The organism is Sphingobacterium spiritivorum ATCC 33861, from assembly GCF_000143765.1.
Lineage (GTDB): Bacteria > Bacteroidota > Bacteroidia > Sphingobacteriales > Sphingobacteriaceae > Sphingobacterium > Sphingobacterium spiritivorum.
In genome coordinates, this window is sequence record NZ_GL379770.1 from 155047 (window position 1) to 168661 (window position 13615).

Here is a 13615-nt window from a genome sequence, read left to right on the forward strand (position 1 = left end):
TTTTCTTTTTACTATTGTGTAATTAAAAATATGCTCTACATTTGTAGAATGAATTCTAATAATATAGAGACGAGTTTATCCAAAAAGGAAGAAGAGTTGATGGATTATATCTGGCAATCGGGCAAACCATTTCTGAAAGATATCATCGAATGTTATCCTGATCCCAAACCCGCTACCACAACAATTGCAACGTTGCTGAAGCGTTTACAGGATAAAGGGGTGATTGATTATGAGACGTTTGGTAATTCGAGAAGATATTTTCCGTTAATTAAAAAAGACGCCTATTTTTCAAATCAGATGAGCGGAATGATTAAGCAGTTTTTCAATGATTCAGCACTTCAGTTTGCTTCTTTTTTTACAACTTCATCCAACCTGAGTGATAAAGAGCTGGAAAGCTTAAGAAAAATAGTAGACCAAGAACTTAAAAAAAGAAAAGATGATTGATTTTGTTCTGAAATTCCTGGCAACCTCCACAATATTTATTGTGTTGTATTTTGTACTGCTGCAGTATGTGAAATCTTTTAAAATCAACAGATGGTACTTATTATCTTCTCTGATTTTAGCTTTAATGATCCCTTTCTTTGTATTTGAAGTGGAGGAACCTGCGATGGCGATACCTTTGATAGAAGAGATACCTGCAGTACAGTATGAGGCACCGCTGGCGCCACAATATGATTTTGTTGAGACTGCTCAACAAGTTGAAGTACAGGCTGTACCTCCCGTTGAGAATTCGAGACCTGTTATCTATGATATTATTATAGGTGTAATGGTTCTTTATTTTGTCGGGGCGGTGGTCATGGCTATTCGTTTCAATAAAAATCTGAGGAGATTATACCGTAAGATTGTTAATGCTGAACAGATCAGAGAATATGAGGTAACGATAGTTCTGTTAGATGAGCCGATATCTCCGTTCAGTTTTTTCAGATTTCTTTTTGTAAACAGAGATGAATACCGTAGTGGTCTGGAAAAAGATATTCTTCGTCATGAAATGGCTCATATTAGGCAGAATCACACCTGGGATGTCATATTTATAGAAACATTACTGGTTTTCTTCTGGTTCAATCCGGCCTTGTATTTTTACAGAAAAGCTATCCAGACAAATCATGAATTTTTAGCAGATGAGGCTGTCGTGTCTACAGGCAACCATTTTAACTACTTGTCATTACTTATTAATACTGTTTCTCAGAAGCATATCACCACATTAGTGAGTCCGTTTAACCATTCATTAATTAAAAAGAGATTACTTATGATTACCCGTAAACCATCACAGTTGAGATCACACGCATTTCAATTGTTCAGCGTCCTGATATTACTGGCAACAATTGCTATATTCAGTGAACGCACATATGCAAAAGCAGAAAATCCTGCTGGTGCAGATAATACTTCTTCGAATACTGACCTTATGTCGGGAGTATCCCATGAAGTGTGTACAGATACTATCATTCAGAATGCTGTACAAAGGGATACTATTGTGGATTCTCTGCAGGCTTTGGATGCACTGGCTATAAAACCTGCAGCGCCGTTAAATGTACAGACGCCGGTAAATCTTAATCTGAACTTTGACTCATTGGGTCTTTCAAAAGATCTGGCATATTTATCTTCCCCTGAGTTTATAAATGGTATTGTAGATGTTGAAGGTCTAAGTAAAATGATCAGCGAGACTGTAGGATCAAAGGAGTTTACTGCTAATCTGCAGAAGTTAACAGATAAAACAATAAAGGACTCTGAATATTACAATTCTCCTGAATTCAAAGCACATATTAAGAAAATAGAAAAGGACGCTGCTAAAACCGAGGCTTATTATAATTCCCGTAAATTTAAATCAAATATTAAGAAAATAGAGGATAATGCAGCCAAAATCGAAGCAAAATATAATTCACCTGAATTTAAGGCACATATCAAGAAAATAGAGGATGATGCAGCCAAAATAGAGGCTTATTATAATTCCCCTGAATTCAAAGCAAAGATTGCAAAAATAGAACGTGAAGCGGAAGAAAGTGCCCGTAAAGCAGAAGAGGCGAGAATTAACTCCCCAGAGTTCAAAGCAAAGATTGCAAAAATAGAACGTGAGGCGGAGGAAAGGGCCCGTAAAGCAGAAGAGGCGAGGATTAATTCTCCTGAATTCAAAGCAAAGATCGAAAAGATCGAACGTGAAGCGGAGGAGCAAGGTCGAAAGGCGGCAGAAAAAGCAAGAAAAGCTGCAGAAGCCAGAGCTTTAAAATCCAACTGAATTATCTGATTATTATAGTGTAGTACACAAAAAAGAAATTGTTTTATATGTTTATGTTGGCGCGAGGCTTAACGAGAAAGAGGGGATTTTTTCCCCTCTTTTCTTTTATCTTCCAAAGTCATCCTGTACCCGGACAATGTCATCCTCATCGGAAGGATTGTCAATATCCGTATGTTGCCAGATTTCTGCCAATACACCATATTCGGATAATCCTACCAGACGGTGACGTTCGCCCTGACGAAGTTTAATGCTTTCACCTGTTGTAAGTTTTTTAAGTTCCTGCTCATCATCTGTATCACTTGTCACCACACCAACAGTACCTTTGATTACTCTCCAGATTTCTGCACGGCGGTGGTGATACTGCCATGAAAGACGTTTTTCAGGAGCAACGATCAGAATTTTAGGACTTAATTTGCCTGAAATCTTAAGATCCTGTACATTCAGACCTTCGAAGTATTCATCTGCAAACTGCTGTGCCTGATCTTCATTTATCACAAAAAAACCTCCCCACGGACGGGTTTGATCTTGTTTTTCGATGCCAAATCCTTTGTCTGTAAGGATTTTCTCTATTTCACTGAATAATTCGGCTTTATCTACGTATTCCATTTTTATTGATTTACTTAAAAGGGTGAAGTTAGGATTTTTTTTAAAATTATGTATCAACTATTGTTACTTTCAATTCACAAATTAATATCTACCTTTGCGGACGTTTTTAGTAACTCAATTTATGAAAAACAGGTTTTTGGGCTTGGTGATATTGCCGGTCCTGGTGAGTTGTTCCGCAGGTCAGGATAAAATTAATACACAGATTAAGATTATTGACAATATTGAATCCCATATCATTATTCCCACGCATCAGCTTCTTTGTGAACGTGTTATTGATTTGCAGGGAGCGATCCAACGTATAGAAATCGGTAATGATATTTCCCTTTTGCAGGCAAGAGATGCCTGGGTAGAGACCCGTGAATTATGGGAACAGGCAGAAGGATATGCGATAGGAGAGAGTAAAATTGTCCGCATCCGTCAGCGAATGGATGAAAGTACCTATCCTTTATCCCAACAGCAGCCTGACCGGATCAATAAAGGTGAATTTCAGCAGATAGAATACATTTTATGGGGTTCTGATGGTATGCGTATGGCTGCTGATCTGACAGAGACGGATCTGGCTTCTTTAATGACCATTTCTGATAGTATGGTTGTGCAAACGAATCAATTGCTGGCGTTTGCAAAAGAAACAGCTTGGACAAAGACAAAGTTAAAAGCTAAAAATGAAGAACAACGTTCTCAGATCTGTCAGCAGCGTATGAAAGACTATGTGGGCGGTATGATAGGAGTGACGCAACAAATTTTGGAGACTAAGATTACAGAACCTGATGCTCCGATATCTGCTGTTCAGATAGAAGAACCCTATAGTGATAATACAAAATCTGATATCCTCAATAATATTATTGCTATTGAAAATCTGTATACAGGCAGATTGGATCTGCACAAAGGAGCAGGAATAGCAGCGGTAGTAGATCGTCAGGATAAAGTATTGGATGAAACTTTACGTAAGTCTATAGAAGATTCTAAAAAAGCTATAAATGCGTTACCCGAATCTTACAGCATGGCGCTGTCCAATGACAGAGATGCGGTACTGGTAGCAAAGGTTAAATTGCAAACGCTTCAGGAACTGCTTAAAGACCGTTTATTACCATTGGTATCTCAGATCTGAGATAGACAGTTTTTATTTGTTATTTTTGTAAAAGATACCTTGTCATATGGTATCTTTTATTTTTTATGATTATTCCGATTATTTTTTCTCATGAGTGAATTGCCTTTAGATAAACAAAATACAGCCTTTATGCAGGCCGTAGCTTTCGTCAACCAAACGAACCAAAACCTTTTTCTGACAGGAAAGGCTGGTACAGGAAAGACGACATTTCTACGGTATATCAATAAGCATTCGTATAAAAAGATGGCTATAACTGCTCCTACGGGAGTTGCTGCGATGAATGCCGGAGGTACTACGCTGCATGCGCTATTCTGGTTGCCGTTTGGTGTCTTTCTGGAGGATTATGAGATGAACTGGAGCGCGGAGGATAATAATATCTATAATAAAAGCCGTCTGTTCAGTACCATAAAGCTTACCAAACAGCGAAGAGCAATTCTACAGGAGCTGGAACTGTTGGTTATCGATGAAGTGTCGATGGTACGTAGTGATACTCTGGATGCAATAGATGTAATATTGAAATCTGTGAGACGTGATCAGCGCCCTTTTGGCGGAGTTCAGGTGTTGTTTATAGGCGATTTATACCAATTGCCTCCGGTGGTCCGGGACTTTGAATGGTCTGTTTTGAGGGGTACTTATTCCAGTCCTTTCTTTTTCGATGCCAAAGTAATGCGGGAATACCCACCTGTCATGCTGGAGCTCAATCATATCTATCGGCAAAAGGATGATTCGTTTATTAATTTGCTGAATAATATCCGAAATAATCAGGTCTCTAAAGATGACCTGGACCAATTGAATGCACATTATAAAGCAGATTTTGAGCCAGTTTCTTCGGATCAATATATTACGCTGACTTCTCATAACCGGCTTGCTGATACGATCAATCAGGAAGAACTGGTGCGGTTACCCGGTAAGATGCTCAATATAAAAGCAGTCATTAAGGATGAATTTCAGCAGGGATCGTATCCTACAGACGAGACACTGACCCTGAAAGTAGGTGCACAGGTCATGTTTATTAAGAATGACACGGGTGATGACCGTAAATATTTTAACGGAAAAATCGGTACAGTCAAAGAAATCAATCTGGATAAGCAATACGTGTTGGTCTCCTTCCCGGATGGATCTGATGACGTCATGGTCAAAAGAGAAACATGGGAAAATATAAGATATAATTACGATAAAGGGCAGGATGAGATCAATTCCGAAGTGCTGGGAACATTTTCTCAATACCCTTTGCGTCTTGCATGGGCAATTACGATTCACAAGAGTCAGGGACTGACATTTGAGAGAGCGATCATTGATGCGGGGACTTCATTTGCTGCGGGGCAGGTGTATGTTGCGCTCAGCAGGCTGACCGGTCTGGAAGGTTTGATCCTGAAATCTCCGATCCCCGGACATTCCATTCGTACAGATTTTCAGGTTGTATCGTTTATGCAACGTATGCTTCCGGAGGCCGAACTGCCGGCTGTGCTGGAGCAGTGCCAGAAAAACTACCTGGGTCAGATCTTGCTTAACAGCTTTCGCTGGACTTCGCTGATTGACGAGACTGTAGCATTACAAACGTCTCTGGCTGACCGGAATATAGATGATAAAGCCGGAGCAGAGCAGTATTTTATTCAGGTTATAGCGGATCTTCGAAAACAAGAGAAGGTCGCACATTCATTTATCAATCAGCTCTATACGTTGCTTAGCGATAAATCCAGTCTGGATTATACGCGTATATGCGAGCGGACAAAATCTGCTGTGCAATGGTTTCAGTCTAAGATTGAAGATGAATTAATTAAGCCTACGTTTGAACATATCAACGCCTGGAAGATCAAGAAAAGGACAAAGAAGTATATTGATGAGCTGAATGGCCTGCATCTGGATTATAAACGTAAACTGGATCAGCTGTTGCACTGTCTGACGATTGCAGAGACGCTCATGAGCGATGGAAATATCGGTGAAGCTGTCACGCAGATGGAGAAATTTGAAAAATCCAAAGATGATCAGGTGAAGACTGCTCCAGATGATACGGAAACAAAAGACCTGACCAAATTAGATACCAAACAGATTACGCTGGAAATGTACCAGGATGGGAATTCTATAGAGGAAATAGCCCGGAAAAGAGGCATGGTTGCCGGAACAATATATGGTCATCTGATTCATTTTATTGGTGAAGGAGTGGAGGCACATGAACTTATCGAACAGGATAAACTGGATAGAATCATTGAAGTGATCCGTAAACATCCGGACGCTTCGGCTTCCGAACTGAAGAGTATTTTAGGCCCTTCAGTAGATTATCCGGATATCCGTATCGGACAAAAAGTGTTAAGTGTAGATTAAACAAAAATTATCACTTATATTTGCCGGGTAATATGACGGAATCTGAGGCATATTCCTGATCTAACACGTAATTATGGAAAAGAAAAGTGGTCCCAATAAATGGATGATGTTTATCGCTATGCCTTCTCAGATGGGGATCACTGTTTACTTATTTTATATGTTGGGTACCTGGCTGGACAAAAAGTACAGTTGGGAGAACGAGGTAGCCATGAAGGTATCTACATTTATAGGGGTAATTGTATCTATATATTATTTTATAAAACAAGCAAATCGATTGAGTAAGAATGACTAAGAATATCCGCTATTTTATACTGTTACTGGTAGTTGGGCTAGTATTGTATGGAGTACATTATGCAATATTGAAGGGATTGGATCTGCAGGATGTATGGCAGCAGACTGATTATAAGCTATGGGGATTTTATCTTGTCGGCGGAATTTCGTCTTTGGTTATGCTGATCGTGGTTATTATCATTCATAATATGATGCCCAATAGTGTTGGGTTTGTGTTTTTGGGATTACTTACCCTGAAGATGATAGTTTCATTTCTGTACGTGAACAAAGGCTTAAATCAGCAGCCCGAAAACTTTATTGAATATAATTTTTTGGCTGTGTTTTTTCTTTTTATCGTATATGACGTATTCATGGCGTATAAAGTTATGAATCAAGAGAATAAACAGTAATTTATATAAATAAAAAAAAGTTTCATTTAATCGCAAAAGATGATAAATAAAATCGTATTTTTGCGCAAAAATTAACGAGAAAACATGGAGAGTCTAAGGAGAACGCTTCTTATTTTTACAGCAGTATTATTCACATTCAACCCTTTCCTGGCGGGAGCTAGTGAAGGAGGAGATGAGCCAAAGTCGCAATCTGAGGAGATTAAAGAATATAGTGAACACCATTTACAGGATGATTATTATTTTTCTTTGTTTGCAGATAAAAAAGCAGATAAGGTGTATGGTTTTCCACTTCCGGTTATCTTGATCGATAACGGATTAAAAGTTTTCTCTTCCGCTGCATTTGATCACGGTCATGCAGTAGTTGAAAAAGATGGTCAGTATTATAAACTTTTTCACAACAAGATCTATAAAACTGATGCTGCAGGCACATTGACTATGGATGAAAAACATCATCCGACCAATGCCAAGCCTTTAGACTTTTCGATTACTAAAAATGTTGTAGGTCTGTTGTTAGCTACACTCTTGTTGTTCTGGGGATTTTTGAGCCTTGCTAAAACATACAAAAAAGGAGCAAATACACTTCCAAAAGGAGTAGGTCGTGTGTTAGAACCACTTGTATTGTATGTACGTGACGAAATGGCTGTGCCAAATATCGGTTCACGTTACAAAGAGTTTATGCCCTACTTGTTGTCTGTTTTCTTTCTGATTTTCTTGTTAAACTTATTAGGATTGACACCCTTAGGATTTAATGTGACAGGTAACATCACTGTAACGTTATGTCTGGCCTTGTTTACTTTTTTTATCATTCTTTTCAAAGCAAATAAAAACTACTGGAAACATATCTTCTGGATGCCGGGTGTACCTGTTCCGTTTAAAATAGTTTTGGCACCTATCGAATTGCTGGGTATGTTTACCAAGCCCTTTTCTCTGATGCTTCGTTTATTTGCAAATATTACTGCAGGACACTCTGTAGTAATGGGATTGATTGCAATTGTTTATTTGTTTCAAACCCAACTGACTGTAGGAGGTAGTATTGGTGTCTCAATGTTATTGACACTTATCCTAATGCTTTTGGAGTTGTTAGTGGCATTCCTTCAGGCGTTTATTTTTACTATGTTGTCTTCACTGTTCATAGGTATGGCAGTAGAGGAACACCATGACCATCATTAATCAGAATTTTTTTTAAATTTTTATATAATTAAATTGTTATGATTCCAAATTTAGTAGGTGCAGGTTTAATCGTTATCGGTGCAGGTCTAGGACTAGGTAAAATCGGTGGTTCCGCAATGGAAGCTATCGCTCGTCAGCCAGAAGCAGCATCAAAAATTCAAACTGCAATGATCATCATTGGTGCCCTAGTAGAAGGTTTAGCATTCGGTGCTTTAATCTTAGGTAGATAATCCAATGTTACAGTACAAGCACCATTTGCAACGGTTGGTTGCAAGCGGTGCTTCTTCAGGTAAAAAAAGAAAAATTAAAAAGAAATAATATTTTATAATATATACAAATGGAAGCATTAATTAATCAGTTTTCGTATGGTCTGTTTTTTTGGCAACTGATCATATTATTAATAGTAATCTTTATCTTAGGTAAATTTGCTTGGAAACCTATTGTTAATGCTCTGGATGAGCGTGAGACAGGTATTTCTAACGCATTAGCAGCTGCTGAGAAGGCAAAACTGGAAATGACTCGTTTGACAAATGAAAACGAACAGTTATTAAAAGAAGCGCGTGCTGAGCGTGATCTGATTCTGAAAGAAGCAAAAGAACTTAAAGAAAAGATCGTTATTGAAGCCAGAGATCAGGCACATGCGGAAGGTAAGAGATTAATCGCACAAGCTAAACAGGAAATCGATACGCAAAAGACTAAAGCCCTGGCTGAAGTGAAAGCTCAGGTATCAGAACTGTCTATTGAGATCGCTCGCAAAGTGTTAAGCAAAGAATTTGAAGACCAGGGTAAACAGCAGGCATTAGTTGCTGATTTGCTTAAAGATGTTAAATTGAACTAATCATTCATTCAGGTTTTCAAATTATAATTTATAACTATGTCAGTATTTAAAGTAGCGTCTAGATATGCAAAGTCGTTGATCGACCTGGCGCAGGAACAGGGTCAACTTGAGGAAGTGAAATCCAATATAGATCAATTCGTATCTGTGTTGAAAGAAAATTCCGGCTTGCGTGCTGTCTTAGCAAATCCGATTATTACCTGGGAAAAGAAATATGCCATCCTTGAACAGCTTTTTAAGGATAAATTTGGTACTTCCGTACTGGCATTTTTCAGAATCATGATCTTCAAGGGTCGTGGTGAGATCCTTTATAATACAGCACAGGAATTTTTACGTGAATATAATGCGATTAAAGGTATTGTAGAAGCTACTGTTATTTCGGCAGCACCTCTTTCTGCAGAGAATCTGGATGCATTGAAAAAAGTGATCACAGAAGAACTCCATGCACAGGTATTGCTGACAAATAAAGTGGATGCTTCCCTTATCGGAGGTTTCATCGTAAAAGTAGGCGATAAGCAGATCGATACCAGTATCGCACGTAAACTGGATGATTTAGAAAGATATTTAACTGCTCAGTCGGTATAACGACTGAACTTGATAATAAAACAAAAATAAAAACCCCTTATAAAAATTACAATGATAGAGGTAAGACCAGATGAAGTTTCGGCAATCTTGAGAGAACAATTGTCAGGCTTTAAATCAGAAGCCGAACTCGAAGAAGTGGGTACAGTCCTTACAATAGGTGACGGTATCGCTCGAATCTACGGCTTAACTAAAGTACAGTCAGGAGAGTTGGTAGAGTTTGATAACGGATTACAAGGTATCGTGATGAACCTGGAAGAAGACAACGTAGGTGTTGTACTTTTGGGCTCTTCGGAAGATGTGAAAGAAGGAGATACTGTAAAACGTACCGATCGTATTGCATCCATTCAGGTGGGTGAAGGACTTTTGGGTCGTGTTGTAAATACGTTAGGTCAGCCTATTGATGGTAAGGGACCTGTTGTAGGTGAGACATACGAAATGCCGATCGAGCGTAAAGCTCCCGGTGTAATCTACCGTCAGCCTGTAACGGAGCCATTGCAGACAGGTATCAAAGCTATCGATGCAATGATTCCTATCGGTCGTGGTCAACGTGAGTTGGTAATCGGTGACCGTCAGACAGGTAAAACTGCGGTGTGTATCGATACCATCCTTAACCAAAAAGAATTTTACGATGCAGGTCAGCCTGTATTTTGTATCTATGTTGCTGTAGGTCAGAAAAACTCTACTGTAGCGAACATCGTTCGTGTACTGGAAGAAAGAGGCGCTATGGCTTATACTGTTATTGTCAATGCTTCTGCTGCAGATCCTGCTCCAATGCAGTTCTACGCACCAATGGCCGGTGCTGCGATCGGAGAATTCTTCCGTGATACAGGTCGTCCTGCATTGATCGTATATGATGATTTGTCTAAACAAGCGGTAGCTTACCGTGAAGTATCTTTATTACTTCGTCGTCCACCGGGCCGTGAGGCTTATCCTGGAGACGTTTTCTATCTTCACTCCCGTTTATTAGAGCGTGCTGCAAAAATCAACTCTTCAGATGAGATCGCACGTAATATGAACGACCTTCCGGCTTCTATCAAGCATTTGGTAAAAGGTGGTGGTTCACTTACAGCTCTTCCTATTATCGAGACTCAGGCAGGTGACGTATCCGCATACATTCCTACAAACGTAATCTCGATCACTGACGGACAGATCTTCCTGGAGTCTAACTTATTCAACGCTGGTATCCGTCCGGCCATCAACGTAGGTATCTCGGTATCACGTGTAGGTGGTAACGCGCAGATCAAACCGATGAAAAAAGTATCAGGTACCCTGAAATTGGATCAGGCTCAATACCGCGAGTTAGAGGCTTTTGCTAAATTCGGTTCGGACTTAGATGCAGCTACTAAAGCAGTAATTGATAAAGGTGTACGTAACGTTGAAATTTTGAAACAAGGTCAATTCTCTCCAGTACCTGTTGAAAAACAAGTAGCGATCATCTATGCCGGTACAAAAGGTCTTTTCCGTAGCGTGCCTGTAAATAAGGTTCGTGCTTTTGAAGAAGACTACTTGACTCAATTGGAACAACGTCATCCTGAAGTATTAGCAGCTTTGAAAGCTGGTAAATTCTCAGATGAATTGACTGATGTGTTAGAAAAAGTTGCTAAAGAATTAGCATCACAATATTAATAAGATATGAGTAACGAGTATTGAGTATAGAGCCTTATACTCAATACACAATACTCAGTGCTCAAATCTCAATTATAGTATGGCAAATTTAAAAGAAGTAAGAAACCGTATTACATCGGTATCATCGACGCAGCAGATCACAAAAGCCATGAAAATGGTGTCAGCCGCTAAATTAAAGCGTGCTACCAATGCTATTGTGCAACTACGTCCGTATGCTACCAAACTAAGAGATATCCTGGCAGATGTATCTGCGAGTGTAGAAGGAAATGACTCTCCTTTTACAAAAGATCGTGAGCCGAATAAAGTGCTTTTGATTGTCGTATCATCTAACAGAGGACTTGCAGGTGCTTTCAATGCGAATGTAATTAAAGCAACTAATAATCTCGTTGCTTCAAAATATGCTGAACAGCTGAGAAAAGGTAATGTAAGTATTATCGCTATCGGTAAAAAGGGAAATGACTTTTACGCTAAGCGTGATGCTTATCATGTGATCGCCAATCACAGTGATTTGTTCGCCGAATTAAACTTTGAGAATACGTCAAAGATCACTGAGTTTGTGATGGAACAATTCAAATTAGGAAACTTTGATCGCGTAGAAGTAATATATAATCAGTTTCGTAATGCTGCAGTACAAGTACTTACTGCGGAACAGATTCTGCCTCTATTACCAGGCGAAGACAGTAAACCAAAAGATAAACAACCTAAAGAAGTCGATTATATTATCGAGCCATCTAAAGAAAAGATTATTGAGGAACTGATCCCTAAAGCAATCAAGACACAACTCTATAAAGCGATTCTGGATTCTCATGCTTCTGAACACGGAGCACGTATGACAGCTATGGATAAAGCAACAGAAAATGCCGGAGATCTTTTGAAAGCATTGAAATTGTCTTACAACCAGGCACGTCAGGCTGCTATTACAACAGAACTTACAGAGATCGTTTCAGGTGCTGCTGCACTATCTAACGGATAAGCGTAATTTTTATATAAGGAAAAAGGGGAAATCGATAGATTTCCCCTTTTTGTTGTATTCAAGATAGTATTTAAGGCCTTACCATCTGATCAATGCTGATCCCCAGGTAAAGCCAGCTCCGAATGCGGCAAGGCAAACCAGATCTCCTTCTTTGATCTTTCCCTCTTCCCAGGCTTCACACAAGGCAATAGGTACTGAAGCGGCAGTTGTATTACCATATTTCTGGATATTATTAAATACCTGATCATCTCTTAGTCCAAGTGTTTTTTGCACATATTGAGAAATTCTCAGATTCGCCTGATGTGGGATGAGCATATCAATATCAGTAGAAACGAGGTTGTTTTTTGCCAGTGCTTCACCAATTACTTCAGGGAATTTGACGACTGCTTTTTTGAATACAGCCTGTCCGTCCATATATGCCGAAGTCGAACCATCTTCCAGCATTTCTTTTGTCATATACAGTCCGCCAAGTTCCTGATCCGGCCATTGAGGAGGATTGTCCAGCCACTTACCCGCAGAAGCTCCCGGATAATACATCGCCAGTTTTTCTGCATCTGCTCCGTCAGAATGAAGATGAGTGCTTAGAATGCCTTTTCCGGCGTCCTGTGTGGGTTGTAAAACGACAGCTCCCGCTCCGTCTCCGAAGATAACAGATACCGAACGGCTTCTCGTTGCAAAATCCATAGCAAAGGATTGCTTCTCGGAGCCGACAACGAGAATATTTTTGTACATTCCGGTTTTGATAAACTGATCTGCCACCGATATAGCATAGATAAAACCCGAACATTGATTGCGGATATCAAGTGCACCTATTTCTTTCATTCCCATTTCGCGTTGCAGCAGTACACCACAGCCTGGAAAGTAATAATCCGGAGACAGCGTCGCAAAGATCACAAAATCAATTTCCTCAGCTGTCGTATTTGCGCGTTCAATAGCGATTTTAGAGGCTTCGATAGCCATCGTGGTCGTAGTTTCACCTAACCGGTCGGCATAACGACGTTCCTTGATCCCGGTACGTTCCTGAATCCACTCATCACTGGTGTCCATAAAACGGGTGAGATCATTATTGGTATACACATTTTTTGGGACGTAATAGCCTATCCCGGCAATTTTGGATTGAAACATATTTCTTTATCTTACAATTTTAAGAACTTCAAAATTACACAATTTTTGAAAATTACTTACTTTTGTATCATGAGTGTACAGACACAAGAGGAAACCTATTCATTGGAGGAGATTTTGGCAGCAGCTAAAAGCTCTAACAGACTTATTCTGTGGAATGATGAGACCAATACTTTTGACCATGTTATTGAATGTTTGATGAAACATCTTCAATATACCGAAAAACAGGCTGAACAGATCGCCTGGAAGGTACATACTGAAGGTAAATGTGCTATTCTGGAAGGATCGTTTACAGAAATGGAAGTGTACAGAAAGATATTCAAATCCGAAGGACTTACGGTTTCTGTTGAGTAAACTT

General features: G+C 39.4%; 15 protein-coding genes. 13 read left to right on the forward strand and 2 right to left on the reverse strand.

Annotated features, from left to right (window positions below; all coding sequences use genetic code 11):
- The first annotated feature begins 48 nt into the window (after positions 1-48).
- Complete coding sequence (locus tag HMPREF0766_RS00710; protein ID WP_002992866.1) at positions 49-444, forward strand: BlaI/MecI/CopY family transcriptional regulator; 396 nt, start codon at positions 49-51, stop codon at positions 442-444.
- Entirely contained in the window at positions 437-2230 is a 1794-nt protein-coding gene (locus HMPREF0766_RS00715) for a M56 family metallopeptidase (RefSeq protein WP_002992868.1), read from the forward strand. Before HMPREF0766_RS00710 ends, HMPREF0766_RS00715 begins: the two co-directional genes overlap by 8 nt.
- Positions 2231-2335: 105 nt before the next feature.
- On the opposite strand, the gene HMPREF0766_RS00720 is transcribed toward HMPREF0766_RS00715, so the two are convergent.
- Positions 2336-2836, reverse strand: a complete 501-nt coding sequence (locus tag HMPREF0766_RS00720; RefSeq protein WP_002992870.1) for a cupin domain-containing protein — start codon at positions 2834-2836, stop codon at positions 2336-2338.
- A 121-nt stretch (positions 2837-2957) separates the two neighbouring features.
- Here HMPREF0766_RS00720 and HMPREF0766_RS00725 point away from each other — a divergent pair, with 121 nt between their 5' ends.
- The 10 genes from HMPREF0766_RS00725 (at position 2958) to atpG (ending at position 12135) form a co-directional block, all read left to right on the forward strand.
- Positions 2958-3944: an imelysin family protein gene (locus tag HMPREF0766_RS00725; RefSeq protein ID WP_002992871.1), complete on the forward strand. Its 987-nt coding sequence runs from the start codon at positions 2958-2960 to the stop codon at positions 3942-3944.
- A 90-nt stretch (positions 3945-4034) separates the two neighbouring features.
- Complete coding sequence (locus HMPREF0766_RS00730; RefSeq protein ID WP_002992873.1) at positions 4035-6266, forward strand: helix-turn-helix domain-containing protein; 2232 nt, start codon at positions 4035-4037, stop codon at positions 6264-6266.
- 73 nt (positions 6267-6339) lie between these two features.
- The gene (locus HMPREF0766_RS00735; protein ID WP_002992874.1) at positions 6340-6558 is read left to right on the forward strand and encodes an AtpZ/AtpI family protein; all 219 of its coding nucleotides are present in this window, start codon (positions 6340-6342) and stop codon (positions 6556-6558) included.
- Positions 6551-6946: a hypothetical protein gene (locus HMPREF0766_RS00740; RefSeq protein WP_002992875.1), complete on the forward strand. Its 396-nt coding sequence runs from the start codon at positions 6551-6553 to the stop codon at positions 6944-6946. The genes HMPREF0766_RS00735 and HMPREF0766_RS00740 overlap by 8 nt, the downstream gene beginning before the upstream one ends.
- A gap of 84 nt (positions 6947-7030) precedes the next feature.
- A complete protein-coding gene (gene atpB, locus HMPREF0766_RS00745; RefSeq protein ID WP_002992876.1) occupies positions 7031-8116 on the forward strand; it encodes a F0F1 ATP synthase subunit A in 1086 nt (361 codons plus the stop codon).
- 38 nt (positions 8117-8154) lie between these two features.
- Positions 8155-8346, forward strand: coding sequence for an ATP synthase F0 subunit C (gene atpE, locus HMPREF0766_RS00750; protein ID WP_002992877.1), 192 nt, complete (start codon positions 8155-8157; stop codon positions 8344-8346).
- A 107-nt stretch (positions 8347-8453) separates the two neighbouring features.
- Complete coding sequence (locus HMPREF0766_RS00755) at positions 8454-8954, forward strand: F0F1 ATP synthase subunit B (protein WP_002992878.1); 501 nt, start codon at positions 8454-8456, stop codon at positions 8952-8954.
- 36 nt (positions 8955-8990) lie between these two features.
- Positions 8991-9536 carry an ATP synthase F1 subunit delta gene (gene atpH / locus HMPREF0766_RS00760; protein ID WP_002992879.1) on the forward strand — a complete coding sequence of 182 codons (546 nt, stop codon included), beginning with the start codon at positions 8991-8993 and terminating at the stop codon, positions 9534-9536.
- A 51-nt stretch (positions 9537-9587) separates the two neighbouring features.
- Positions 9588-11162 carry a F0F1 ATP synthase subunit alpha gene (gene atpA / locus HMPREF0766_RS00765; RefSeq protein ID WP_002992880.1) on the forward strand — a complete coding sequence of 525 codons (1575 nt, stop codon included), beginning with the start codon at positions 9588-9590 and terminating at the stop codon, positions 11160-11162.
- A 79-nt stretch (positions 11163-11241) separates the two neighbouring features.
- Entirely contained in the window at positions 11242-12135 is an 894-nt protein-coding gene (atpG, locus tag HMPREF0766_RS00770) for an ATP synthase F1 subunit gamma (RefSeq protein ID WP_002992881.1), read from the forward strand.
- A 78-nt stretch (positions 12136-12213) separates the two neighbouring features.
- Here the strand turns inward: atpG and HMPREF0766_RS00775 are convergent, their stop codons facing one another.
- Entirely contained in the window at positions 12214-13260 is a 1047-nt protein-coding gene (locus tag HMPREF0766_RS00775) for a 3-oxoacyl-ACP synthase III family protein (protein ID WP_002992882.1), read from the reverse strand.
- A gap of 69 nt (positions 13261-13329) precedes the next feature.
- Between HMPREF0766_RS00775 and HMPREF0766_RS00780 the strand changes: the two genes are divergently transcribed.
- Positions 13330-13611: an ATP-dependent Clp protease adaptor ClpS gene (locus HMPREF0766_RS00780; RefSeq protein ID WP_037459448.1), complete on the forward strand. Its 282-nt coding sequence runs from the start codon at positions 13330-13332 to the stop codon at positions 13609-13611.
- Positions 13612-13615 lie beyond the last annotated feature (4 nt).

What these genes read in the sequence shown, in the direction of transcription:
- HMPREF0766_RS00715 (WP_002992868.1), top strand. Translation starts at nt 437, where the DNA reads ATGATTGATTTTGTTCTGAAATTCCTGGCAACCTCCACAATATTTATT.
- HMPREF0766_RS00780 (WP_037459448.1), top strand. Translation starts at nt 13,330, where the DNA reads ATGAGTGTACAGACACAAGAGGAAACCTATTCATTGGAGGAGATTTTG.
- HMPREF0766_RS00725 (WP_002992871.1), top strand. Translation starts at nt 2,958, where the DNA reads ATGAAAAACAGGTTTTTGGGCTTGGTGATATTGCCGGTCCTGGTGAGT.
- atpB (WP_002992876.1), top strand. Translation starts at nt 7,031, where the DNA reads ATGGAGAGTCTAAGGAGAACGCTTCTTATTTTTACAGCAGTATTATTC.
- atpA (WP_002992880.1), top strand. Translation starts at nt 9,588, where the DNA reads ATGATAGAGGTAAGACCAGATGAAGTTTCGGCAATCTTGAGAGAACAA.
- atpE (WP_002992877.1), top strand. Translation starts at nt 8,155, where the DNA reads ATGATTCCAAATTTAGTAGGTGCAGGTTTAATCGTTATCGGTGCAGGT.
- HMPREF0766_RS00775 (WP_002992882.1), bottom strand. Translation starts at nt 13,260, where the DNA reads ATGTTTCAATCCAAAATTGCCGGGATAGGCTATTACGTCCCAAAAAAT.
- atpG (WP_002992881.1), top strand. Translation starts at nt 11,242, where the DNA reads ATGGCAAATTTAAAAGAAGTAAGAAACCGTATTACATCGGTATCATCG.
- HMPREF0766_RS00735 (WP_002992874.1), top strand. Translation starts at nt 6,340, where the DNA reads ATGGAAAAGAAAAGTGGTCCCAATAAATGGATGATGTTTATCGCTATG.
- HMPREF0766_RS00755 (WP_002992878.1), top strand. Translation starts at nt 8,454, where the DNA reads ATGGAAGCATTAATTAATCAGTTTTCGTATGGTCTGTTTTTTTGGCAA.
- HMPREF0766_RS00740 (WP_002992875.1), top strand. Translation starts at nt 6,551, where the DNA reads ATGACTAAGAATATCCGCTATTTTATACTGTTACTGGTAGTTGGGCTA.
- HMPREF0766_RS00720 (WP_002992870.1), bottom strand. Translation starts at nt 2,836, where the DNA reads ATGGAATACGTAGATAAAGCCGAATTATTCAGTGAAATAGAGAAAATC.
- HMPREF0766_RS00710 (WP_002992866.1), top strand. Translation starts at nt 49, where the DNA reads ATGAATTCTAATAATATAGAGACGAGTTTATCCAAAAAGGAAGAAGAG.
- HMPREF0766_RS00730 (WP_002992873.1), top strand. Translation starts at nt 4,035, where the DNA reads ATGAGTGAATTGCCTTTAGATAAACAAAATACAGCCTTTATGCAGGCC.
- atpH (WP_002992879.1), top strand. Translation starts at nt 8,991, where the DNA reads ATGTCAGTATTTAAAGTAGCGTCTAGATATGCAAAGTCGTTGATCGAC.